The sequence below is a fragment of the Methylocapsa palsarum genome, from assembly GCF_900114285.1.
Classification (GTDB): domain Bacteria; phylum Pseudomonadota; class Alphaproteobacteria; order Rhizobiales; family Beijerinckiaceae; genus Methylocapsa; species Methylocapsa palsarum.
In genome coordinates, this window is the sequence record NZ_FOSN01000002.1 from 106,827 (window position 1) to 129,925 (window position 23,099).

The window sequence follows — 23,099 nt, forward strand, 5'->3', positions numbered from 1 at the left end:
GTTGGGTTCGCTATTGTTTTTCGCCAAGTCGAGTTAGGAAAATGATTCCTGCTCCAGAAAATCCTGCATTAGGCCCGCGCGCGGTGATTTGCGGGCTACAGACTTACTGTCAGATTGGCGGAATACAAAACTTCAATCGACGAGTAATCAATGTACTTGTTAAGCGGGCTCTAGGAAAAAGACAGCCTCCGCCACAGGTTTTCCTTTTAAATGATGAAGCTAATGCTTTGCCGGCGGAGACCGCCGCCGATTTTTTTGTTTTCAAGGATCGGTTGAAATTCATGTACGCCGCGGCCTTGGCCGCCGTATCCAAGGCTGATCTGTTTGTTATTTGTCATGTCAATCTCATTCCGCTCGCCGGGCTGGTTCGCCTATTCAGGCCCAGATTGCCGATTTTGCTGTTCGTGCACGGGATCGAGGTCTGGATCGACCCTCCCGACCGGCGCAAACATTGGTCTGAACGCCTGTTTTTTGCAGCGGTGACTGAAATCGCCGCCGTAAGCGCTTATACCGCCCGGAAAATGGCGGAAGATTTCGGCTTGCCCAGGAGCAAGTTCCGGCTGTTGCCCAACGCCGTCGACCAAATTGCGTTTCAGCCCGATGAACATCGCCGCGACGCCGCGACCATCCTCACCGTAAACCGGATGAGCGCCCATGATCGCGGCAAGAACGCCGATCAGATGATCAGGGCTGTTGCGAAGCTCCGCGCTGCCATTCCGAATGTCAGATACGTCATGATCGGCGACGGCGTTTTGAGACCGGAGCTCGAATCGCTCGCGGAAAGCCTTGGCGTCTCCGACATCGTCGATTTCCGCGGCTGGGTCAGTCCGGAAGCGCTGCAGGCCGCTTACGCTCAGGCGACCGTCTTCGCGATGCCGTCATCCAAGGAAGGCTTCGGGATCGTCTATCTCGAAGCCTGGCAGTTCGGCCTGCCGGTGATTTGCAGCGACAAGGGCGCCTCGAAAGAAGTCGTGTCGGATGGCCTCGACGGATTTGTGGTCGATTCGGCGAACGTTTCCATGATTTGCGATCGGCTTCACATTTTGTTGACCCAGCCCGCCCTGGCGAAGGCGATGGGGGAGCGAGGACGCCGCAAGGTCGACGCGAAATTTCTCGATCCCAACTTCCAGGCGAACCTGAACAGTCTGATCGATGAACTGGAGCCTCGGACAAGCCAGCGTCAGGATACATTATCGACCTCAAAATCCGAACCGCCCGCGGGAGCCCAGCCCGTGAGCCGCAATCTCGATTAGATCGGCAAAGGCCGCGACAGGAAAACGCTCAAAGGGGCTACCCGCCGCGCCGCTGCTCCCCTATAGTGCGGAGGCTTTTGCATCTCAGGACGGACTCATGGCGGCCCACGCGACTCCTCATTTCCATAATCAACCCGGCGTACGGCAGGTGCGGGTGGGAGCCAGGGAATTCATGTGCGTCGGAGCTTTGCCTCCCTTCGATCATCCGCATATTTTTATCGACATGGGCGAAGACAATGAAGCGATCTGCTCCTATTGCTCAACGCATTACGTGTTCGATGCGGCGCTGCATGGCGGCTGCGAGCCGGCTGAATGCGCGTTCGATCCCGAATTGGCGCAGATCTAGGATCGCTCCGGTTCGATCGCTGCGATGACATCCAGCCAGGCGCTGATCGCGGGCGCCGGGATCGGCGGCCTCTGCGCTGCTCTGGGCCTTGCGAAGGCCGGCTGGAAAGTCCGCGTTTTCGAACAAGCTGAAATTTTGCAGGAGGCCGGCGCCGGGCTGCAGCTCTCTCCCAATGCGAGCGTGATTTTAAAACGCTTCGGCGTGCTGGATGATCTCCTTCCGGCCAGCCTCAGTCCCGAGGCGATCCGCATCAGGCGCGCCGGCGACGGCGCGGCTTTGGCGGTGATTCCCCTCAAGGACGCGGAAGCGCGATGGGGCGCGCCGTATCTTGTGGTTCATCGCGGCGACCTCCACCGCGCGCTTGTCGAAAGAGCCCGGGCCGAGACGGCGATCGACCTCTGCACGGGCTGCAGGGTCACAGGTTTCGCTCCCGCGGACGGCTTCGTCGAAATCTCCATCCAGCAGGGCGCGAACCGGAGCGCCGCCGCCGGAGACGTCTTCATCGGCGCGGATGGTTCACGCTCGCGCATTCGCGATCAGATGTTGGGGCGCGAGGGAGCGCTCAGGCCCTCAAGGCGGACGGCGTGGCGGAGCCTCGTCGCCGCGGGCGACGCTCCCGCCTCGTTGCTTCGTCCAGAGACGGGGCTGTGGCTAGGCCGCAAGGCCCACCTCGTTCATTACCCCCTTCGCGGCGGCTCGGTCGTCAACGTGGTGGCGATCGTCGAGGAAGACTCGGGCGCGCAAGCCGCGGCGATGGGCTGGTCGACGCCAGGCGACGCGGCTTTTCTCGAAGCGCGCTTTTCCGATTGGGAGCAAAGCGCCCGGGCGCTTCTTCACGCCGCCCCGGGGTGGCGCAAATGGCCGCTCTTTGATCGCGATCCCATTCCGACCTGGATTCAAGGGCGGGCGGCCCTTCTTGGCGACGCGGCGCATCCGATGCTGCCCTTCCTCGCCCAGGGCGCGGCTCAGGCCATCGAGGATGCGGGGGCTTTGGTCGAGGCTCTATCGGCCGGCGCCGGCGTCGAGAGGGCGCTTCTCGCATATCAAACCGCGCGGCGGGCGCGGGCGGGCCGGGTTCAGCTGGCGTCCCGCCGGCAAGGCGAACTTTATCATTTGTCCGGCCCTGCGGCGCTCGCGCGCGATCTCGCCTTTCGCGCGATCGGCGGGCGAAGACTCCTCGCCCATCAGGATTGGCTTTACGCCGTCAGATGAACGCGCGCCAAACGATTGGCTGGCGCCGGAAAAGATCGTTTAGCCCGCGCCGAGATTGTGATTGGCGAAGTCCCAGTTGACCAGTTGGTCCAGCCACGCGTTCGCGTAATCGGCCCGGCGGTTGCGGTGGTCGATATAATAAGCGTGCTCCCAGACATCGCAGGTCAAAAGACAGCGCACGCCATGAGCCATGGGCGAATCGGCGTTGGCGGTGGCGACGATGGCAAGTTTGTTGTTTGGATCCTGGATGAGCCAGACCCAGCCGCTGCCGAAATGCTTGACCGCGGCGGCGGCGAATTGCTTCTTGAATTCATCGTAATTTCCAAAGTCTTCGTCAATTCGCGCAGCGATTGCGCCGGAGGGTTTCCCTCCGCCTTTCGGACGCATGCTGACCCAGTAGAAATTATGATTCCAGAGCTGCCCGGCCGGATTGAACAAAGCGGCGCCGTCGCCCGCGCTTTTCCGGACGATCTGCTCGAGGGTCAGCCCGGACAATTCGGTGCCGGCCACGGCTTTCAGGACGGCGTCGTAATAGCCTTTATGATGCTTGCCGTAATGATAGGCGATGGTTTCGCTTGAAATGACCGGAGCGAGCGCGTCGTCCGCATAGGGCAGGGCGGGAAACGACGCCTCCAGCTTAGTCTCGTCCGCCGCGGCGGATGTTTTGACGGCCGTCACGCCGATCAATGCGAGCGATCCGGCGCAGAGCGCGCGCCTGTCTATTCCGGCGCTGAGCGCGCGCTTGTCTATAGTGTGGCCGGAGTTCATCTCACCCTCTCAAGGCTGCGGTGGAGGCGGGAGTCTTGTGCACGCGCCGACGCGCATCGCAACGCGACAGAATCATACATACGCCATCATCCCCTGACGCGGTCCGGAAGCGGACGGGCGTTTCGTAGAGAGCCTGAACTTGACAGAATCTTTCGGCAGGTGAAAGTCAGACGCATCGGAATTGTCTTCTGGAGTGCAAGATGGCGTCTCGATTCCAATTGATTTTTTCCGTGGGCGCGGCGCTGGTCCTTTGCGCCTGCAACGCTACGTCGAACGGGTCCGCCCCGCAGCCAGTGGCGGCGGCGCCCGCGTCCACATCCGCGAAACCGGATTGGCCGGCGCTGCCCGAGGCCGCCAAATGCACGGGCGAACTCAACAGCTTCCAATCCGTGCTCTCCGCCGACGTTGGAACGGGCAACCTCAATCAGACGGTTTACGATCAGGTTCAAACCGAATTGGGGAAGGCCGCGCAAGCCTGCGCCGCCGGGCGCGACGCCGAGGCGCAAAGCCTGATACGCGCCACCAAGCAACGTCACGGCTACCGGGCCTGACGTCCGCCCTCTAGCCACCCGCCGCTTCGCGCTGCGCCAGCATGTGGCGCAGATAGCGCAAGGTGAACGCGGGCATATGGTCTTCATCGAGATCACGCCGCGAAAAGACAGGCGTCAGCGAATGCAGTTCGGGCGCGGTCTGCGTGGCGGCGAAGGCATCGAACCGCTTCACGAGTTCGGCCGCGGTCAGACCGGAGCGGAGCAGTTTCATGCAGGCGATCCTTTGCCCCTCGAAAACAACGCTCCAGCCCGGCGACGCCTCGACTTCGTCGGAACGAACGCCGGTTTCCTCCTCCAGTTCGCGGAAGACGCTGCCGTCAAGATCGACCAAGTCTCCTTTGAGGTCATCGGGATCGGGCGTTCCGGCGGGAAAATAAATCATTCCGGCGCTGGTGGTGTGTTCGTTCATCCGGCCGAGCATGAAGGCGCCGTCGGCGGAAACCAGCGCCGCCATAGCGAAAAAATTGGTGACGTCGGGGTCGGGAAAACCGAAGTTTCGCCAGGCGAGAAACGCCTTGTATTCAACCTCGATGGCGGCGGCGCGCAAGATGCGTCGGCTTGACTCGACCTCGACGGCGTAACGCCGCATGATAAAGACGGCGCCGTTGAAGAGAAGCGGATTCGCCGCGCTCACCTTCTCCCAATGACGATCAATGGCCTCGCCCTGTTCGACGGCGAAGGACCAGGCGCCGGGCTCCTTTTCGCAAACAATGGAATCGATGCGCTGGATACGAGGCGTTTCATCCCTCAAGGCCGGCCCCTGGTTTTGGATCGCGAACGCCTCGATGGCTGCTGTCGCCATCAGCCGCGCCGGATATGAAAACGATGAACGCCGGCGCCGGATTCCTGGAGTTCCAGAAGGTCGCCTTGTTCGCGCACGAGATGCGGGATGTCGATGACAGCGAGCGGATCTGTGCATTCGACGATCAAGAGATCGCCGGTCGCGATTTGCCGCAGCGCTTTCCGAGTCCTGAGCGCGGGCAAGGGGCACAGCAACCCGCGAAGGTCGAGGATCGTTGAGGTCAATTGATCCGGCATGCAGGAATGTTTCTGGCTATGATCGCAGGAGCGTAATAGATGCTGGCGCCAAGCGCTAGAGCCCTTTCCGATCGCATGAAGTCATGAGATCGATCAGAAATCGCTCCAAAGTCAAAAGCTTGAGCATAGTCTTGTCGATTGGATTGATTCAATCCGATCGGAATATGCGCTAGGGATTCGACCGGTTGAATATTTTTCCTGACTCTTCGAAATCGCTGGTCTGGAGCAAATTCGGCCGGCTGACGTCCCTCCCGGACGCTCTTGCCGCGCTGGCGCCGTTTTGCCGGCCGGTCGCGCCGGTCCTCTCGCCGGCGGAAGCCGCTATCGGGCGCATCGCTTCGGAGGCGGTCTACGCTCTGGAGCCGTCGCCTCTCTTTCCCGTGGCTCTGCGGGACGGGTGGGCGGTGGCTGCGCGGGACACGATTGGCGCGTCGAGCGCCGCTCCGTGTTACGCCAGCGTGGCCCCGGTCCGAATCGCCTTTGGCGGCGAGGCCCCGCCAAACTCCGACGCGGTGCTGCCGCCAAACAGCGTCGAGGCGACGCCGAGTGGGGCCGAGATTTTCGAGACCGCCGCGCCCGGCGACGGCTTGCGTCCGCCCGGGAGCGATTTTTCGGCGGGGGAGTTGATCATCGCGGAGGGCGCGGTTGTGCGGCCGGATCGTGCGGAGTTTCTGCGACTCGCTAGGATCGGATCCCTGAACATCCGATGTCCCCGCGTTGGAATTCTAGGGCCAGCCGGCTGCGGAAGCTGGATCGCCTCAATGGCGCGACGCGAAGGCGTCGATTGCGTTGTGTTTCCTTCGGGCGTCCGGCAAGAAGAATTGAGTTCCGCCGCCGATCTCTTTGTCGCGCTCGGGGAAGCCGGCCGTTTGGCGCTGGAAAGGCTCGCGGGACCCGAAACAATTTCTTCCTATGCCGTCGCGCTGCGTCCCGGACAAACGATATGCGGATTTGTTTCGCGGGGGGTCGCTGCGAACGCGGCGGTTTTTATCTTGACCTCCGAACGGTTCGAATGCGTCTTTGCAGCTTGGCTTTTGCTCGTCCGCCCCTGTCTACGAAAATTCGCGGGTTCGAAAGCGCGCGATCCTTGTCAGAGCCTGCCGCTGACGCGCAAGATCGCCTCGAATCCGGGATGGAGCGATCTTGTGGTTTTGCGCCGCAGTCTGACCGAGGGCGGCGAAGCCTGGGAGCCGCTATCGGGCGCCGAACCCGGCTGGAGCGCCATCGCGCGGGCGGACGCGTGGCTTGCCGTCGACCCGAATTGCGAAGGATATGCGAGTGGACAAACTATCCTCGCCGAATTTTTGTGAACCGTCATGAGCATTGCAACAAACTCTGGAAGTCCGGCTGCGCCAGCGGGCGATGAGCTTGCGCAACGATCAATCGCGCAAGATCAGTTTCTCAATCTTCTCTCCCGGGACGAGGCCGCTCGACGCTTTCAGGCCGCCCTGTCGATGCGCCCCGTCGGCGAAGACATTGCGCCGCTCGGCGAAAGTCTTGGCCGCGTTCTCGCGCAAACCCTGCAATCGCCGGTCGACGTTCCTCCGTTCGACCGCTCGCTTGTCGACGGATTCGCCCTTCGCGCCTCCGACACGGCACAGGCGAGCGAGGCCGCGCCGCTGCGCCTTCGCCTCAATGGCGAGCAGATCGCCTGCGGTTACGCCCCCCGGCTTGAGGTCGCGTGCGGCACGGCGACTTTGATCGCGACAGGCGGCCCGATACCGCGCGGCGCGGACGCGGTCGCAATGGTCGAACAGACGGATCCCGACGGAAGCGACGGCGTTCTGGTGCGCCGGAGCGCTGCTCCCGGCCAGAACATCGGCTTTGCCGGCTCCGACATCGCCCTGGGCGAAACCTTATTGCGACGCGGCGGGGTGATCGGCTCCCGCGAGATCGGAATCCTCGCGGCTTGTGGTATCGCGCGCATCCCCATCTACCGCCGGCCGAGGGTGGCGGTCGTCTCGACCGGCGACGAACTGGTCCAGCCCGGCGAGCCGCTTCGCCCGGCTGCGATCTACGATTCGAACGCGCCGATCATCGCCGCGGCGATCAGCGAGAACGGCGGCGAAGCCCTCGTTCTCGGCGCGGTCGCCGACGACGAGGCCGCTCTGGAGGCCGTGTTGCGGGACGCGCTCGCGAGGTGCGACATGGTGATCCTGTCCGGCGGCACCTCAAAAAGCGCGGGCGATCTCACCTATCGGGTCATCGCTCGGCTTGGATCGCCTGGCGTGATCGCCCATGGCGTCGCCTTGAAGCCCGGCAAGCCGCTCTGTCTCGCGGTGGCGGACGGGAAGCCTGTGGTGATCCTGCCCGGTTTTCCGACCTCCGCCATGTTCACCTTCCATGATTTCGTCGTTCCTGTCCTCCGCGCGATGAGCGGCCTCACCGCTCGCGACGAGGTTGCTGTCGAGGCGACGGCGGCGGTGCGCCTGCTGTCGGATATCGGCCGCACGGAATTTGTCATGGTCGCCCTGACGCGGGGCGAAAATGGCCTCAACGCGTTTCCGCTCGGCAAAGGCTCGGGGTCCGTCACATCATTCGCGCAGGCGGACGGCTTCGTCACCATTGACGCCCTCGCCGACGGCCTCGCGCAAGGCGCCAGGACGAAGGTCACGCTGTTCGATCCGGACGTCAAGATTTCCGATCTTGTCATCATGGGCTCGCACTGCGTCGGGCTTGAGGCCGTGCTTGACTTCCTCTCGGCCCGCGGCGTCAGCGTCCGCAGCATCGCGATCGGGAGCCAGGGCGGTTTGTCGGCCTTGAAGCGCGGCGAATGCGACATCGCGCCCATTCATCTGCTGGACCCCCGGACGGACATCTACAATGCGCCCTTCCTGAGCGACGACCTGATCCTGATCGAAGGCTGGCGGCGGATGCAGGGACTCGTCTACCGGCCCGGAGATTCCCGGTTCGAGGGCCGTTCGCCGGTTGCGGCGGTCGCCGCCGCGCTGGCCGACCCGGGCTGCCTCATGGTCAACCGCAATTCGGGCGCCGGGACACGCCTCCTGATCGACAATCTGCTCGGCGACGCGCGTCCCGGCGGCTACTGGAACCAGCCGAAGTCCCACAACGCCGCCGCCGCCGCGGTCGCGCAGGGCCGCGCCGACTGGGGCGTCGCGATCGGCCCGGTGGCGCAAGCCTATGGCCTCGGATTTCTGCCGCTCCGGGAGGAGCATTATGATTTCGCGATTGCGCGCAGGGCGCTTGAGGCCAAGCCCGTTCGCGAGTTCTTGGCGGCGCTTCGCGCCGGGGACGTTCTGCGAAGGCTGCGGGACGCAGGATTTGCTCCGGCCTCTGCGCCGGACCAAACAGGCGCCGCGTCATGCGAGTGATTGGCCTTACGGGCTGGAGCGGCGCTGGCAAAACAACGCTGATCGTCAGGCTGATTCCGGTCCTGCGCGCCCGCGGCTTCAGCGTCTCCACGCTCAAACACGCGCATCACGCCTTCGACGTCGATATGCCCGGCAAGGATTCCTACCGCCATCGTGAGGCGGGCGCGGCCGAAGTGCTCGTCGCCTCAAGCCGGCGCTGGGCGCTGATGCATGAAATGCGCGACGAGAGCGAGCCGGTTCTCGCCAGCCTGCTCGCGCGAATGAGCCCCGTCGATCTCGTTCTGGTGGAGGGCTATAAGCTCGACGCCCACGCCAAGATCGAGATTCACCGCGCGGCCAACGGCAAGCCGCCGCTCTTTCCCGATGATCCGTCCATCGCGGCGTTCGTCAGCGACGCCGATTTCGGTGGCCTGGCTCTGCCCCGCGCGCATCTCGATGACGCCGAGAGCGTCGCGGATTTATGTCTTGAGCTCTCCCGGCCGTTGGAGGACACGCTGCTGAGCCTCGCGCCAACGGCTGGGACGGCTGATCGTTAGAACGGGAGACGGGATAGTCTATGGCGCAACTGAGTAAGGATAGTTTTTCGGCTGGCGACGCCCTGATGCCGGTCGGCGCCGCTGTCGCTCTTCTGTTCGATCGCGTGTCGTGCGTCGAGGGTGTCGAGGCCCTTCGTCTCAACGAGGCGGAAGGACGCATCCTCGCGCGGGCGCTGACGGCGCCGATCGATCTTCCGGCTTTCGACAATTCGGCGGTCGATGGTTACGCTGTGCGGTTTTGCGACCTTTCGCCCGGCGTTGAAACATGTCTTCCCGTCGAGGGCAGGGCGGCGGCGGGACACGCGACCGAGGGCGGCGGCGCCGGCAAGGCCGTCCGCATTTTCACCGGGGCCGCGATGCCGGAGGGGCTCGATACGGTGTTCATGCAGGAGGATTGCCGCCTCCTGCCCGGCGATTTGGCGTCGCTGCCGCCGGGTCTCGCCAAGGGCGCCAACCGGCGGTTGCGCGGCGAGGATATTTCGGCGGGCGCGCAGGCGTTGGCGGCGGGGCGCAGGCTGCGGCCCGAGGATCTTGGTCTCGCCGCGGCTTTGGGCGTCGATCGGCTGACGGTGAGGCGCCGGCTGAAGGCGGCGATTTTCTCGACCGGCGACGAAATTCTTGAGCCGGGGACGCCGATGCGCCCGGCGGGCGTCTACGACGCCAACCGCTTCGTTCTGCATGGCCTGCTGAAGCGCCAGGGCGTCGAGGTCACGGATCTTGGCGTCCTCGCCGACAATCAAGGCGAGATCGCCGCAGCGCTTCGTTCGGCGGCGGCCGATCATGACCTCGTGCTCACCTCGGGCGGGGTCTCGGCGGGAGAGGAGGATCACGTCAAGGCGGCGATTTCGAACAGCGGCTCGCTGGTCTTCTGGCGCCTTGGGATCAAGCCCGGGCGCCCTGTCGCCATGGGTGTGATCGAGGGGACGCCGTTCGTCGGTTTGCCCGGCAACCCCGTCGCGGTTTTCGTCACGTTCGTCTATGTGGTCCGCCCCCTGATCGCCGCGCTCTCCGGCGCTCAGCACGAACCGGCGCGCCCGCTCCCGGTGACGTCCGGTTTTGAGTACAGGAAAAAGACCGGCCGGCGCGAATATGTCCGGGTGACGCTGCGCGCGGGCGCCGCCGGCGAAGCGATCGCCGAGAAACACCCGGTCGAGGGGGCAGGCGTGTTGACTTCACTCACAAGGACGCACGGCTTTGTCGAACTGGGCGAAGACGTCACCAGAATTGCCGCTGGCGATAAGGTGGCCTACATCGATTACGACATGATCAGGTAGATTCTGGAGCCGACCGGCCGGGCCCGAGGTCCAGAGGCCGAGCGCCGTCTGTTTGCTTCAAAAAATACAAGCCGGGCTCAAGCGGGCGCGCGACGGGCCTGTTTCCAAGGCTGCGACGCGACCGGATATATCTTGAAATGCTCTATGTCTGGATCATGGTCGGAAGCGCGCTTGGGGGGGGAGCCCGCTTCTGGGTCTCCAATTTTGTGAACACTCATTTTGGCGAGACGTTTCCCTGGGGAACGATCCTCGTCAACATCAGCGGCTCCCTGGTCATCGGCTTTTTCGCGACGCTGACCGGTCCGGACGGAGTCCTGCTCGTGAGCACGACGGCGCGGCAGTTCGTGATGATCGGTCTTTGCGGCGGCTACACGACCTTTTCTTCTTTCAGCATCCAGACGCTCAACCTGGTGCGCGACGGCGACTGGCTTCGAGCGGGAGCGAATGTCGCGGTTTCGCTTGCGTTTTGCTTTTTCGCGGTGTGGCTCGGTCATGTCGCGGCCGCGACCCTGAATCAATTGGAAGGCGGCTTCGAGCCGCGCTTCAGATTTCCCCCGGAACGCGCTCCTCAGACCGCTCCCCGGCGCGAGACTGAGCCAGGTTCAGGCGCAGGTCATGTGATGCAGGCTCCGCCAGCCGATGCGACCGAGGAAGGCGCCTCTGCGCCAAGGCCTCACGCGCCCGATGCAGGGGTGAATCCTCCGCAGACCGGCGCCAGTCGTGACGAGAAAGCTCCCGCGTCGGAATATGCGCCAAGAGGCGCAGAAGTTCCGCTCCCTCCGCCGCTCCCTCCGCCGCGCCCAAGAAACCTTAAGCCCGGTGAACCCGCTACAAAATCCAGAACGCCGCCATCTCCACGCAAATGAAAGGAATTCAGACCATGCAGATTCCTTCCGACGCCATATTGTTGCGGATTTTAGTTGGAGAGAGCGACCGGTGCGGTAGTCAGCCGCTTTACCAGGCCATCGTCCTCAAAGCCCGCGAGCTGAATCTTGCGGGCGCCACCGTTCTGCGTGGTCCCATGGGATTTGGCCAATCAAGCCGGCTTCATACGGCGAAGATTCTCGACCTATCAAACGATTTGCCCTTCGTGATCGAAATCGTGGACGCAGAAGATAAAATCAACGCCTTCCTCCCGATTCTGGATGGGATGATGGCGAGCGGCCTTGTCACCCTCGAAAAAGTGAAGATTATTCAATACGGGACGAACGCCAAGGCCTGATTTGGCGGGCCCGATCTTTTTCCGGCTTGCTGACGAAGCTCACAATGTAATGACGTCCGCCGCCGCACCGAGCCGTTTCCCTGCGATGTCAGCGACGTGCCGGTGATGCGTAAAAAGGATGGTCTGCCGCGAGCGGCCAAAGTCCGAAAGCAGGTCCGCGGTCGCCGCAACGCGGTCTTCATCGAAGCTCGAAAGCAGATCGTCTCCTATGAAGGGAAGCGGCTCCGCGCTCCGCAGTTCAAGGAGCGCCAGCCTTAACGAGAGAAAAAGCTGGTCGCGCGCGCCCTCGCTCATGCCTGCCACAGGGACGGTCTCCGAATTCATCCGAATCCCGACAAGGACCGGCTGGTCGGCTTCGTCATAGCTTGCGGCGAGGCCTTTGAACGCCGAATTGGTCGCGACGTTGAAGAGGTGGGATGCGCGCGTCACCAGCGGTTCCTCGACGCTCGACCGGTGCAGTTCAATCGCGCGCGCTGCGAGGCGGGCCGCCGCCGCCTTCACGAGCCAGCGTTCGGCGATCGCGACCAGCGCCGCGCCGGCCTCGGCTCGTTCGCGCGCCGCTCCCTCGGCGTCGCGGCCTAGCGCGAGGGTCTCGTAAGTTCTTTTCGCATCATGCAGGCGCGTCGCGGCTTCGTTCATGTCGGCGATGAGCTGACGATCCATCATTTCGAATCGTTCGATTTCCGCGGCAAGAGCATCCCAATCGACGCCCTCCTGCTCGCAGCGCAGGGCGGCTTCGTTCTGGCCGTCCGAGCTTTCGCTGAGATCCCGGTTATGGTCCGAGAGCTGAATGTCCAGAGCCGCCCGCTCGTCGAGCCGGGCGAGGGCCGGGGCGATGTCCGCTTCGTCCGGCAGACGCGATTGCCGCCGCGCGTCGCGGACGACGGCTCCGAGGCGTTCCCGGCGCTCGTTATAGTCGCGGCGTTGCAGCGCCCGCTCGGCCGCGGCTTTGCCAAGAGCGTCCCGCTCGTGACCTGCAGCCCGCGTCGCCGCCAGTCCGCGCGTCAGTTCAGCGAGCGTATGAGGGGGGGAGCCTCCAGCGAGGGCCGAACCCGCCCGTCCGGCGAGCGCCGTCACCTCCTGCGCGAAGCCCTGGAGATCGCGTTCGATTCCCTCGACGCTGCGGCTTTCGCGTTCGAACGAGCCCCTGTGGACGGGAACGTCGCGCCAGACGGCCAGCGCCGCCTCGGCTTCCCGCGGCGTCGCGCCCGTCGCGAGGCCGATGGCCGCGGCCGCCTTCGGCCAATCGGCGCGCAACCGGCGCAGAGCCAGCTCGCGGTCCGCCAGGACGGCTTGCGCCCGGTCCCGGTCCGTGATCGCTTTCAGCCGGGCGACCTCGCGCTCGCGGTGTCCTGTCCAGACGGATTGGATGCGCTCGATGGCGGCGCAGGCCTCCCGGTGGAGCAGTTCGACCGGCAGATCGGAAAGCGGATCGAGGCCGAGATCCGCGAGCAGCGGGGCGAGCGCCTCCCGCCGGGACGCGAGTTTGACCGACAGCGCTTCGGTTTCGACCGATTGCTCCTCGAAGCGGCGGCGGTGGTCGAGAAGATCGGCGGCCCGCTCGCGCCATCGCGTCATCAGCGCGGGGCTTTTTGGAGCAAGTCCGCACTTCGCCCAGAGCCCGCGCCAGGCCGCGCCGGCTTCATCGCGTCGCCGGGCGGCAATCTCCTGATCGCGGTTGATCCGTTCGCATTCGGCGCTCGCCTCGCGCAGGTGATGATTCGCCGCCTCAAGGAGCGTCGCCCGCTCCGTGTCGGACAGCAGGAGATCGGCGGACCCATCGGCGGTTTTGATGGCCTTGTCCAACAGGTTCAACAGTGGGCGCGCAACGTCGCCGCCCGCATCGAGAGAGTGTTCCAGCGTCCTCAAGGCCTCGTCGCGGCGCGCGCGGGCGAGCGCTACGTCCTCGCGGGTCGCGATTGCTCCCGAACGGGCGAGGCGCGCGATCTCGTTCTCGATCTCCGCGCGCTTGCGGTTCGCCGCCTCCAACCCGGCGTCGAGGCCGCCCTTGATCCTGGCCAATTCCTCCGCCTCGCGGGCCGCGGCTTCAATCTCGGCGCGCTGCGGAAGAGGAAGCCGGGCGAGGCCGTCCACATTCCCCGGCTGAGGGTCCAGCGCCGCGGCGTCTTCGGCAAGCCGGCGTGCGAGCGCTTCGCTCGCGGCCCGATTGCGGCGCAAGGTCTCGGCGTCAGCCGGAATTTCGACGAAGAGTTCGAGCCGGCGGCGCAAAGGTCCAGGATCGATCAAAATAACTCCCGGCTCGGCGCCGGCCTCAAGCCGTTCGAGCTCGCGGCCCGCCTCGAAGGCCTGTGTGTTCGCTTCCTCCAAACGCTCCTCGCCGCGCCGGAGCGCGTCCGCCAGTTCGCGCACCCGCGCCAAAGCCGGATCGCCGGGCTGGAGCGCAAGCAATTCGCGATGGGACGAAAGATCGAGGCGGCGGGCCGCCTCGTCGAGCGCCTCGCGCGCTGCGCGCTGCGCCTCCCGGCGCCTCGGCAGATCGTCCTCGGCCTTGCGGATCGCGCTGATGCGCTCGCGCAATGCGTCAATATCGGGGGCCATCGCCAATAATGTTTCGTCCACCGCCAAAGCGGCGATCGCGGCGGCGCCTCTGGTATCGGCGAAATCGAGATCGGCGAGGGCTTTGTCGATTTCGGCCAGTTCCCGATGCGCGGATCGCCAGGCCTTCACCTTGTCCGCGCCGACGAGGGGCAGATCTTCGAACGTCTTGAGTTGGGCGCGCGCGATATCGATTCGCAAAAGCTTCGATCTGGTTCGCTGGGCGCGCCTGCGCAGGGCGAGGCCGCGGCCGATTTCTTCATGGTGCAGCTTGATGTTTTCGAAATTGTCCTGAGCGTCCTTGATCGTCCTGGCGGCGTCCTTCAGCGCGTCGGCGGTGACGATCGCCTCGCGCATCCGGCGCTGCGCGTCCTGGTACCGAACGTCGGCGATATAGAATTCCTTGCTCGCGACCTTCCTCGGACTGAACAATGCCTCTGAGTCGGTTTGAAGCCGCGCTCCGGCGCGCGCGAGGGAGGACACTCCGGCCGAAGCCGCCGCCAGCGTTTCGGCGAGGCGCCCTCCGGCGCTTAAGAGCTCGTTCCCCCCCTTGCGCAGCGTGTCCGCCGTCAGACCGAACTCGGTCAGGAATGTTTCGCGCGTGACATGCCCGAGGATAGAGGAGAGGATGTCCTCGCGCAGGGCCTGATTGTCCTCGCCGAGAATTGTGTTCTTGGCGCCCCTGCGGCGCCGGAACGAGAGCGCCGACCCGTCGGCCAGACGTACGGCGGCGCCGATGCGCAACGCTCCGCTATCATGGAGAAAATCATTGGCCTTGCGCGTCGGGAAACCGAACAGGAGGTCGGCGAACGCCGCCAGCATCGACGTCTTGCCCGCCTCGTTTGGTCCATAAACGACATGAAGCCTGGCGTCCGGCCGGAACGTGATCGCGCGATCCGTGAAGGGCCCGTAGCGTTCAAGGACAAGCGACTCGAACCTCACGGTTCGCTTTCCGTGAACAGCGAGCCGGTCATCTGATCGTGGGCCAGTTCCGCAAGCCTGTCGAGAGACGTTTCCTTGAAGGGAAGGCGCTCCTTCAGATCTTGCGGCAGTTTGGCGAGGATCGCCCCGAGAAGTTCATGGGCGCTCGCCCTGAACTCCGGGTCTTGCGCCGCCGCCGCGAGGAGCGCCTCGACGTCGATGGCGTCGGACTCCTGCCGAGGTCCGCCGGCCTTTTCCGGCGCGACGGTTTCGAGAATGACGCGCTCCACCCAGCAATCGTCAGCGAAGCGGAACGCGATCGCCCGCACGTCGGCCTCGATCTCCTCGCGCCTTGCGGCGAGCCGGGCGTGAAGCCGCGTCGTTCCGGTCAGGGTCAGCCGGACGGCCGACGGTAGGCCTGCGATCTGGGGGCTCAGGCGATCGAGGCAGGCGCCGACACGTCGATGAAGCTCCGTTTCGTCATCGCAGCCCGCAAGATCGACGCGTTCGTGCGCCCAGCGGGCGGAGTCGAGAATGATCGGCTCCACCGAAGCGATCGCGCCGCCCTCAACGCTGACGCGCATGGCGCCCTTGGCTCCGGGCTCGCGCACGCTGCGGCCCTGAATATTTCCCGGATAGACGATCCAGGGATTCCGGTGAACGATCTCCGCCGTATGGATGTGACCCAGAGCCCAATAATCATAGCCGAACCGGCGCAGATCATCCGCCGTGCACGGCGCGTAGGATGAAGCGCCTTTCACGGCTTCGAGAGAAGTGTGGAGGAGGCCGATGTTCAGCGCGCCCTCGCGTCTCGCGGGATAACTTGCGACGAAATCCGCGGCGACGGTCCGCTCGCCGAAGCTGCGCCCATGCAGGACCGCGCCAAGCTCGGCGAGTTCGATGCTAAGCGCTTCCTCGTGGGGAAAAACCGTGACGGACTGGGGGTAGGGCAGCGACCTCGACATGAGGCTCACGGCGTCGTGATTGCCTTTCACGATGAAGGTTCGGATGCCCTCCCTGTCGAGGCGTCCTAGCGCCCGGACAAAAAAATGCCCCGTCGAAACGTCGGTCCAGTCGCCGTCGAAAATATCGCCTGAGATCAGCAGGAAGGCGGCCCTCGCTGCGATGGTTTCGTCGATCAGCCGGTCAAGCGCGCGCCGCCCGGCATGCGCGAATCGCTCGGCTATCGCAGGGTCCTTGACGCCCAGCGCGGCAAGCGGGCTGCCGACATGGAGATCGGCGGCGTGAATGAAGGTGAATCTCATTTGCATCGAAGATAGCCCGGGAGGCCTGTGCTGTCGACAAGATCAAGCCCCTCGGTCAATCCGGGAAACGCCGGCCGAGGCCCCGCCTCGCCGGAATGGCGCAGCCCTCGCGAAGGAACGAAATGGAAAACGCCGCATTTACGAGCGTCTGAACAAAGCAACACTGGAGGAAATCGATGTTGTCACGTGCAAGCCTTGGACAAGCAAGCCTTGGGTTGTTGGCGGGCGCCATGTTCACCGCCACCGCTTTTGCTCAAACGACTATTCCGTCGCCGGGCGCCCGCTTCACCAACGTGCCCGCCGACGCCGCTTTGAGCTACAATCTGGTGGGCCTCAACGTCTACAACAGCGCCGACGAGAATGTTGGAGAAATCAAGGACATCATCATCTCTAAAGACAAGCTCGACGGATACATCCTCTCTGTTGGCGGATGGCTCGGAATGGGAGAGCATTATGTCGCGGTCGAGCCGTCCTCGGTCGCCGTCGGCTACGATGCCGCGAAAGGCAAATGGGCCGCTCGCATGAACGCGACGAAGGACCAGTTGAAGGGCGCTCCGGAATTCAAATATCAGGGACGCTGGAAGTCATCTTCGTAAATGTAGGAATTGTCCGCAATTCGTTTCTCCCGGCGCAAATCTAACCTGCGCCGGGATCCAACTCAAGACGCCTAAACGGATATGCGGGTTCCGGCGAATTTCGCGAAACCCTTTGCGGCTTTTCTCTCGAGTTTTTTTCGGCGCGGATGCGAGGCGCAGAGTCTGCCCGCCGCAAACGCCGCTGTCGGGCTGAGGCGGCGCTCGCGATCATGGCGACCACCGACGAAGGCGTCAGCGAGAAAGTCGCCAAGGCTGTCGTCGTCGTGCATCTTGCCGATCGAGGCCTGCAAGTCTTCAAGCGCCCGCAGGAGTTTTTTCGCGCGGCGCCGGCCTCGCGAGGTTTCAAACAGATCCAAAAAAAATTCGATGCAATAGCGCAATTTCTTTGCCCGAATGCGGAGCGCATGTTGTTGCTCCTTGCCGAGCGTCGCAAAATTGCGGCCCTGCCGCCTGAGCTTTCGGGCGGCCGCTCTCATGCGAGGTTTTACAAAATCGATGAGCGGCGTCATGTCAGCGGGCTTGCCGGTCGAACGCCATTCGCCCGCCTCCAGCCAGATCGCGAGATCGAGTATCAGAAGACGCAAGCGCAAGGATCCGATAGCCTCGGTCAATTCCTGGTGTGAATGAAGTCTCTTTTCCTCCATCGCGGCGGAAAGCTCGCGATAGCCTTCTGCGACCTTCAGCGAGGCGACCTTACGTCCGAGCGTTTCCTCCTGCCAGACATCGAAGTTCCGCGCGGCGCCAAGGAGGCCCGATATCCAGCGGAGACCATCTTTGAGCTGCGCGAATTCCTGGTCCTCGACGCAGGGGCGAAAGAAATTCATCGCGGCCCGCAGACGGCGTATGGCGACGCGGGTCTGATGAACGGTTTCGACGTCGAGGATCTGATCGGAAACGCGAACCGAGGCCGGCGGCGGCGGGGAAAGGTTCAGCATGAAGTCGTGAAGCAACATCCGGCCGATCGCGGCGAAGGACTGGGCGACGCTCAGTTCTCGAGACAAATGAACCTTCGAGGCCTTGTGCGGAAGGCCCGATTGCTTCTCCGCCAAGAGAAATCCTCGCTCGCCCTTGCTCAAAAGGCTGAATGAAACCGGCGCGTTTTCGGCCAATTGGCGCGCGAGGCCGAACAGGCCGGCAGGGTCGCCGTCCTTCAGCTCCAGTTCAATTTCACTGATCTGCTGAATCTTCCCATCGGGCGTGACGATGTCGCCGCGATCGAATGCAATTTCGATCACCGCGCCGCTCGCGGCGAGGAGAAACGTCTTGCGCTGGACCTGCGATGCGAATTGTTCCTTGAGATTATCGGCGCAGGTCACGCCGCAGGATGGAGGCAGATCGCCCGGCAGACGCAAGCTGGGCGAGGGTTCGTCAATCTCCCGCTCGGATTCGAACCGCTCCACGCCGGACGCCTGCTTGACCGATTGAATCCAGTGATCTCCAAAATTGCGGACCCGCACGAGCAGTCCGTGCTTCCTGAAATCGCGGTCCGGCGTGTCGAAATAGCTCGTCCTGATGCTGGCGGAACAAAGATGCTCCGCCGAGGCGAGAAACTCGGCCTTCGCAATCCGTTCGAGATCTTCGGGCGCGGCGAGAAATTTCAGTTCTGTTTCTCTAGGCTGACGCACAGGACCATTTCCATTCGCAGATGTCAGGCATGTCCTCGCCATGCTCGCAGATGTAACGCCGGTGTTCCTTCAGATTTGCTTCGAAACGTCGTATCGTTTCGATCGCCGCATCGCTTCGGCTTGACGCGCGCTCTATCGCGTCAATCGCGAGGTGATAACGGTCGAGCGCATTGATCACCACCATATCGAAGGGCGTCGTGGTCGCGCCTTCCTCCTGGAATCCATGCACGTGTATGTTGTGGTGATTGGCGCGTTTGTAGGTCAGCCTGTGGATCAGATAGGGATATCCATGGTAGGCGAAAATCACCGGCTTGTCGCGCGTGAACAAAGCGTCGAAGGCGCCGTCGCTGAGACCGTGAGGATGCTGCTCGGCCGGTTGTAGCGTCATCAGATCGACGACGTTTACGACGCGGACCTTGAGGTCCGGCAGGCTGTCGCGCAGCAGGGCGACCGCCGCGAGGGTCTCGAGCGTCGGAACGTCGCCGGCGCAGGCCATGACGACATCCGGCTCCTCGCCGTCGGTTTCGTTGCCGGCAAAGGCCCAGATCCCGACTCCGGCGGCGCAATGGTTCGCCGCCTCGGCGATGTTGAGCCATTGCGGCGCCGGCTGTTTGCCGGCGACGATCACATTGATCCTGTCATAGGTCCGCAGGCAATGATCGGTGATCCACAACAGCGTGTTGGCGTCGGGCGGCAGATAGACCCGGATAATATCGGCTTTCTTGTTGGACACGAGGTCGATGAAGCCGGGATCCTGATGGCTGAAGCCATTATGGTCCTGCCGCCACACATGCGAGGTCAGAAGATAGTTCAGCGACGCGACCGGAGCCCGCCAGGGCAGATGCCGGGAGACCTTCAGCCATTTGGCGTGCTGGTTGAACATCGAGTCGACAATGTGGATGAAGGCCTCATAGCATGAAAACAACCCATGCCGGCCGGTGAGCAGATAACCTTCAAGCCAGCCCTGGCAGAGATGTTCGCTCAACACCTCCATGACCCGGCCGTTGCGGGAAAGATGAACATCAAAGGGTTCGATCTCTTCCATCCAGACGCGGTCGGTTTCGTCGAAAACAGCGTCGAGGCGGTTCGAGGCGGTCTCGTCCGGGCCCATGATGCGGAAATTTTTGGCGTCCGCGTTGAGATGCATCACGTCCCGGAGATAGGCGCCCATCACCCGGGTCGCCTCGGCGACGGCGCCGCCGGGTTGAGGCGCGGAAACCGCATAGGCGCGGTAATCGGGCAGCTTCAGATCGCGCTTGAGGAGGCCGCCGTTGGCGTGCGGATTTGCTCCCATCCGGCGCTCGCCGGAAGGCGCCAGAGCTTTGATTTCGGGGAGCAGGGCGCCGCTTTCGTCGAACAAAGCCTGCGGTTCATAGCTTTTCATCCATTCGTCGAGCAGCCTGAGATGCTCCGGATTTCCGCGCGGATTGGCGATCGGCACCTGATGCGAGCGCCAGAAGCCCTCGACCTTTTTGCCGTCGACTTCCTTGGGGCCGGTCCAGCCCTTCGGACTGCGCAGAACGAGCATCGGCCAGCGCGGTCGGCGGGCGGCGATCCCGGCCGCGCGAGCCGCCGTCTGGATCTCGTGGATTTTATCGAATGCGCCGTCCATCGCCGCGGCCATGAGCTGGTGCATGAGTTTTGGATCGTCGCCCTCGACGAAGATCGGATCGTAGCCATAACCGACGAACAGGCTGCGGAGCTCTTCTTTATCGATCCGGGCGAGAAGGGTCGGATTTGCGATCTTGTAGCCATTGAGATGCAGGATCGGCAGCACCGCGCCGTCGCGGACGGGATCGAGAAACTTGTTCGAATGCCACGCCGTCGCCAGCGGCCCCGTCTCGGCCTCGCCGTCGCCGACGACGCAGGCGACGATGAGATCCGGATTGTCCAGCGCCGAGCCATAGGCGTGAGCGACGGCGTAGCCAAGTTCGCCGCCTTCATGGATCGATCCGGGCGTCTCCGGCGAGGCGTGACTGGGGACGCCGCCGGGAAACGAGAACTGGCGGAACAGCTTTTTCAGGCCGTCGAAATTCTGGCCGATCTCCGGGTAGATCTCGCTGTAGGCGCCTTCCAGATAGGTGTTCGCGACCATTCCGGGACCGCCGTGGCCAGGTCCGCAGATGTAGATCATGCTGAGGTCGCGGGCGCGGATCATCCGGTTGAGATGGGCGTAGATGAAGTTCAGGCCAGGCGTCGTGCCCCAGTGTCCCAACAGCCGCGGCTTGATGTGGCGGGGCTGCAAGGGCTCCCGCAGCAGCGGATTGTCGAGCAGGTAGATTTGTCCGACGGATAAATAATTGGCGGCTCTCCAGTACCGGTCGATGAGGTTCAGATCCGCGTGGCTTAAAGGATCTCGGCTAATCGCGGGGGCGTCCATGCAGCGGTCCTTCTGGAAGTCGGTTGGAGCCGGCGCGGCCATGGGAGCATTCCGTCAGGGCTTGAACGTGAACATCCTTGCCGCCGCCGCCGCCTTGTACAAGGTATCGGCGCCGATATCGCCCTGCGCCGATTTGACCGCCGACAAGGCGCTCGCGAGGCGCGGCCCGCCGCGGGACAGATCGAGCGGGCTCGACGTTTTCAACGGCGAAAGGGTGTCCTCAACCGCCGCTTTCTCCGCCGGGGTTCCACCCGCGTCGAGGGCGAGGAGGAGGGCGAGCGCTCCACGGTCGCTCTCGCGCCGGCATCGGGCGAGCCGGTAGAGATTGACGAAGCGCTTCAACGACCGCGCCGAATGGCCGGCGATGGGCGCGAGATCCTCCAGAAGCAGTTTTTCGGCTTCCGATAACGGCTCGTCGAGCCGGGACAGACGAGCGTCCGCGGCTGAAGCCGGCGGCTCCGGACCGTCGCGCCCGCCAAGCGCCGAGCGAACCAGCGCCGCCATGTCGACCTGCGCCGCGATCTCCCCGACCTGAACCGGAATCTGAATCCAATCGAGGCAGGAGTCCTTGGTTTCCGAGTCTTCGGCGTAACGCTCAGGATCCGCCGCGATGAGCACGGCGTACCCTTGCGCGAACATTCCGCGGGCGCTGTGAAGGATGGCCCGCGCGCGGGCCTGCGGCGCGGCGTCGAGATTGTCGATCGAAATGACGATTCGTTGGGGCGCCTTGACGGCGCCGGCGGGAAGCCGTGCGGCTTTGTTCGCCGCGGCCCCGACGCTTGCGATGAATCGCTGCGCCTGCTGTCTCGCCGGGTCGCCGGAAAAGGCCGATGCGTCGGCGGTCGCCGCGTCGAGGGCGGGCAGGCCGCCCGCGCGTTGCTCGGCCTGGGCCGCGCGCCGGGCGAGCGCGTCGCATTCCGCCGCAAGCGCCTCCATCCGGCGCACATGGTGCGCGTAGCGGCCGTCCACGTCGCGGCGACGGGCGGAGAGGTCGGCCCGGAGCAGGCTGTCGCCGCGCAGCACGAGCTGGATGAGCCGCAAGGCGCGCCAGATGTTCACGGCGACGGCGAACGCCGCGCCGACGAACATGACCTGGCGCAGCGTCAAAAGCCAGTTCATATGCGTCTCAAGCCAGGCCGCAGCGGCGCCAAGGCCATCGTTGGCGCGCATCCAGCCGAGCCAGGTCGTCTGCTCCGTGACAGCCGTCCCGAGGCCGATGCCGGCGAGGAGAAGAAGCGCCGCCGTCACCAGCAGCCCGGTTTGCCCTTTCAGCGCCGAAAAAGCCCGGAGTACGAAGCCGAAGCGGCCGCTGTCGCCCGTTTCCGCCACGGAACGCACCATGTCCTTGTAACGAAGGACGGGATCATCCTGAACGCCGAACGCCGCAAGGCTATTTTTGATGCGCTGGCGTTTGGCGTTGGCGTAAGCGTCGATTTGCGACCCTGCGGCCTCGTAAAGGATTGTATCCGTCAATCGGGCGCGGCGGGCGTCCGCCTCTTCGAGAGCGGACCGCTCCGCTTCGAGCTTGCGACGCCCCGCGTCGAGCCGCTCGAACGCCTCACGCGCCTCGATCCTTGGATCGCGGGACGATTGCATCGCTTCGGCCGCCGCCGCCGGGAATTCGGCGGCGAGGCCCGTGTAAAGCGCGCCGGCCAGCGCCGTCGCGGGATCGCCGTCGAGCTGGGCCGCGTCAATATGGAGGAAGAGGATTTTGCCGAGAAAGGGCGAACCCGTGATCGCGCGCGCGGCTGTGCCGAGTGCGGCGAGTGATCCGGCCAGAATATGCGCGGCGGCCGTTTTGCCCGCGCCCGCACGGCCAAGGAGGCCGGCCGAGATCGGGGTCTCAGCGCCCGAATGCGCGATCATTTCCGCAAGCGGCCGCAAGGCGGCCTCAAATCCTAGCGCGTCGGCCGATCCGGGATGGTCGGACGCGAAAACCGAGGCCTGGGGCAAATCGGAAGCGGGCTCGGCGGCCGGGTCCGGCAAAGGCGGGGTCGAAGGGGGCGCTGCATTGCGGTCCGGGACGCGGGGCCCCGGGAACATCTTTCCGGAATCGCGAAAACCGATCTCAGCCAAATGAATTCTCCAAAATATGCTCGGGCCGCGCTTAATTTCGAACCGTCAAGTCCGTCGCGCGCGGTCAGATAGGCATTGGATTATGACTTCGACAAGACCATGGGGTTCAAACCGCCCGGGAGGATCGCGCGGTTTGTCTCGACCCGTG

The 23,099-nt window shown here is 64.0% G+C and carries 18 protein-coding genes and 1 pseudogene; 11 read left to right on the forward strand and 8 right to left on the reverse strand.

Annotated features, from left to right (window positions below):
• Positions 1-227 precede the first annotated feature (227 nt).
• The 3 genes from BM177_RS03375 (at position 228) to BM177_RS03385 (ending at position 2,811) form a co-directional block, all read left to right on the forward strand.
• Positions 228-1,253, forward strand: coding sequence for a glycosyltransferase family 4 protein (locus tag BM177_RS03375; RefSeq protein ID WP_175492483.1), 1,026 nt, complete (start codon positions 228-230; stop codon positions 1,251-1,253).
• Between the two features lie 97 nt (positions 1,254-1,350).
• Entirely contained in the window at positions 1,351-1,599 is a 249-nt protein-coding gene (locus BM177_RS03380) for a zinc-finger domain-containing protein (protein ID WP_091677952.1), read from the forward strand.
• A 24-nt stretch (positions 1,600-1,623) separates the two neighbouring features.
• The gene (locus BM177_RS03385) at positions 1,624-2,811 is read left to right on the forward strand and encodes an FAD-dependent monooxygenase (RefSeq protein WP_091677956.1); all 1,188 of its coding nucleotides are present in this window, start codon (positions 1,624-1,626) and stop codon (positions 2,809-2,811) included.
• 39 nt (positions 2,812-2,850) lie between these two features.
• On the opposite strand, the gene BM177_RS03390 is transcribed toward BM177_RS03385, so the two are convergent.
• Positions 2,851-3,579 (reverse strand): superoxide dismutase, encoded by a 729-nt coding sequence (locus BM177_RS03390; RefSeq protein ID WP_091677961.1) that lies wholly within the window; start codon positions 3,577-3,579, stop codon positions 2,851-2,853.
• Between the two features lie 200 nt (positions 3,580-3,779).
• Here BM177_RS03390 and BM177_RS03395 point away from each other — a divergent pair, with 200 nt between their 5' ends.
• Positions 3,780-4,130 carry a hypothetical protein gene (locus BM177_RS03395; RefSeq protein WP_091677965.1) on the forward strand — a complete coding sequence of 117 codons (351 nt, stop codon included), beginning with the start codon at positions 3,780-3,782 and terminating at the stop codon, positions 4,128-4,130.
• Between the two features lie 10 nt (positions 4,131-4,140).
• Here the strand turns inward: BM177_RS03395 and BM177_RS03400 are convergent, their stop codons facing one another.
• Complete coding sequence (locus tag BM177_RS03400) at positions 4,141-4,932, reverse strand: NUDIX hydrolase (RefSeq protein ID WP_091677969.1); 792 nt, start codon at positions 4,930-4,932, stop codon at positions 4,141-4,143.
• Positions 4,932-5,168 carry a sulfurtransferase TusA family protein gene (locus BM177_RS03405; RefSeq protein WP_091677972.1) on the reverse strand — a complete coding sequence of 79 codons (237 nt, stop codon included), beginning with the start codon at positions 5,166-5,168 and terminating at the stop codon, positions 4,932-4,934. The genes BM177_RS03400 and BM177_RS03405 overlap by 1 nt, the downstream gene beginning before the upstream one ends.
• A gap of 185 nt (positions 5,169-5,353) precedes the next feature.
• Here BM177_RS03405 and BM177_RS03410 point away from each other — a divergent pair, with 185 nt between their 5' ends.
• From BM177_RS03410 to BM177_RS03435, 6 genes and pseudogenes are all read left to right on the forward strand, one after another.
• Complete coding sequence (locus BM177_RS03410) at positions 5,354-6,478, forward strand: molybdopterin-binding domain-containing protein (RefSeq protein WP_091677977.1); 1,125 nt, start codon at positions 5,354-5,356, stop codon at positions 6,476-6,478.
• A 6-nt stretch (positions 6,479-6,484) separates the two neighbouring features.
• Positions 6,485-8,500 carry a molybdopterin biosynthesis protein gene (locus BM177_RS03415; RefSeq protein ID WP_091677980.1) on the forward strand — a complete coding sequence of 672 codons (2,016 nt, stop codon included), beginning with the start codon at positions 6,485-6,487 and terminating at the stop codon, positions 8,498-8,500.
• The gene (gene mobB / locus BM177_RS03420; protein ID WP_091677985.1) at positions 8,491-9,036 is read left to right on the forward strand and encodes a molybdopterin-guanine dinucleotide biosynthesis protein B; all 546 of its coding nucleotides are present in this window, start codon (positions 8,491-8,493) and stop codon (positions 9,034-9,036) included. The genes BM177_RS03415 and mobB overlap by 10 nt, the downstream gene beginning before the upstream one ends.
• A 20-nt stretch (positions 9,037-9,056) precedes the next feature.
• On the forward strand, positions 9,057-10,310 hold the full coding sequence (locus tag BM177_RS03425; protein WP_091677990.1) for a molybdopterin molybdotransferase MoeA: 1,254 nt from the start codon (positions 9,057-9,059) through the stop codon (positions 10,308-10,310).
• 137 nt (positions 10,311-10,447) lie between these two features.
• A pseudogene (gene crcB / locus BM177_RS21085) lies at positions 10,448-10,825 on the forward strand (fluoride efflux transporter CrcB); the annotation flags it as partial.
• 365 nt (positions 10,826-11,190) lie between these two features.
• Positions 11,191-11,532, forward strand: a complete 342-nt coding sequence (locus BM177_RS03435; protein ID WP_091678734.1) for a DUF190 domain-containing protein — start codon at positions 11,191-11,193, stop codon at positions 11,530-11,532.
• A gap of 39 nt (positions 11,533-11,571) precedes the next feature.
• On the opposite strand, the gene BM177_RS03440 is transcribed toward BM177_RS03435, so the two are convergent.
• Both BM177_RS03440 and BM177_RS03445 read right to left on the reverse strand, forming a co-directional pair.
• Positions 11,572-15,030: a YhaN family protein gene (locus BM177_RS03440; RefSeq protein ID WP_091677998.1), complete on the reverse strand. Its 3,459-nt coding sequence runs from the start codon at positions 15,028-15,030 to the stop codon at positions 11,572-11,574.
• Positions 15,027-16,280: a metallophosphoesterase family protein gene (locus BM177_RS03445; protein ID WP_244532075.1), complete on the reverse strand. Its 1,254-nt coding sequence runs from the start codon at positions 16,278-16,280 to the stop codon at positions 15,027-15,029. The genes BM177_RS03440 and BM177_RS03445 overlap by 4 nt, the downstream gene beginning before the upstream one ends.
• Positions 16,281-16,450: 170 nt before the next feature.
• On the opposite strand from BM177_RS03445, the gene BM177_RS03450 reads away from it, so the two are divergent.
• A complete protein-coding gene (locus tag BM177_RS03450) occupies positions 16,451-16,870 on the forward strand; it encodes a PRC-barrel domain-containing protein (protein WP_425284360.1) in 420 nt (139 codons plus the stop codon).
• A 71-nt stretch (positions 16,871-16,941) separates the two neighbouring features.
• Here BM177_RS03450 and BM177_RS03455 read toward each other — a convergent pair whose 3' ends face one another.
• Genes BM177_RS03455 through BM177_RS03465 form a run of 3 tightly spaced genes read right to left on the reverse strand, consistent with a single transcriptional unit; the run spans position 16,942 to position 22,951 of the window.
• The gene (locus tag BM177_RS03455) at positions 16,942-18,495 is read right to left on the reverse strand and encodes a CYTH and CHAD domain-containing protein (protein ID WP_175492484.1); all 1,554 of its coding nucleotides are present in this window, start codon (positions 18,493-18,495) and stop codon (positions 16,942-16,944) included.
• A complete protein-coding gene (locus BM177_RS03460) occupies positions 18,482-20,875 on the reverse strand; it encodes a phosphoketolase family protein (protein ID WP_091678743.1) in 2,394 nt (797 codons plus the stop codon). Before BM177_RS03460 ends, BM177_RS03455 begins: the two co-directional genes overlap by 14 nt.
• Positions 20,876-20,929: 54 nt before the next feature.
• Positions 20,930-22,951: a hypothetical protein gene (locus BM177_RS03465; protein WP_091678005.1), complete on the reverse strand. Its 2,022-nt coding sequence runs from the start codon at positions 22,949-22,951 to the stop codon at positions 20,930-20,932.
• Positions 22,952-23,099 lie beyond the last annotated feature (148 nt).

Excerpts from the sequence above, each read along its gene's own strand:
- BM177_RS03380 (WP_091677952.1), top strand. The coding sequence starts at position 1,351 with ATGGCGGCCCACGCGACTCCTCATTTCCATAATCAACCCGGCGTACGG.
- BM177_RS03385 (WP_091677956.1), top strand. The coding sequence starts at position 1,624 with ATGACATCCAGCCAGGCGCTGATCGCGGGCGCCGGGATCGGCGGCCTC.
- BM177_RS03390 (WP_091677961.1), bottom strand. The coding sequence starts at position 3,579 with ATGAACTCCGGCCACACTATAGACAAGCGCGCGCTCAGCGCCGGAATA.
- BM177_RS03395 (WP_091677965.1), top strand. The coding sequence starts at position 3,780 with ATGGCGTCTCGATTCCAATTGATTTTTTCCGTGGGCGCGGCGCTGGTC.
- BM177_RS03400 (WP_091677969.1), bottom strand. The coding sequence starts at position 4,932 with ATGGCGACAGCAGCCATCGAGGCGTTCGCGATCCAAAACCAGGGGCCG.
- BM177_RS03405 (WP_091677972.1), bottom strand. The coding sequence starts at position 5,168 with ATGCCGGATCAATTGACCTCAACGATCCTCGACCTTCGCGGGTTGCTG.
- BM177_RS03415 (WP_091677980.1), top strand. The coding sequence starts at position 6,485 with ATGAGCATTGCAACAAACTCTGGAAGTCCGGCTGCGCCAGCGGGCGAT.
- mobB (WP_091677985.1), top strand. The coding sequence starts at position 8,491 with ATGCGAGTGATTGGCCTTACGGGCTGGAGCGGCGCTGGCAAAACAACG.
- BM177_RS03425 (WP_091677990.1), top strand. The coding sequence starts at position 9,057 with ATGGCGCAACTGAGTAAGGATAGTTTTTCGGCTGGCGACGCCCTGATG.
- BM177_RS03435 (WP_091678734.1), top strand. The coding sequence starts at position 11,191 with ATGCAGATTCCTTCCGACGCCATATTGTTGCGGATTTTAGTTGGAGAG.
- BM177_RS03445 (WP_244532075.1), bottom strand. The coding sequence starts at position 16,280 with ATGCAAATGAGATTCACCTTCATTCACGCCGCCGATCTCCATGTCGGC.
- BM177_RS03450 (WP_425284360.1), top strand. The coding sequence starts at position 16,451 with ATGTTGTCACGTGCAAGCCTTGGACAAGCAAGCCTTGGGTTGTTGGCG.
- BM177_RS03460 (WP_091678743.1), bottom strand. The coding sequence starts at position 20,875 with ATGGACGCCCCCGCGATTAGCCGAGATCCTTTAAGCCACGCGGATCTG.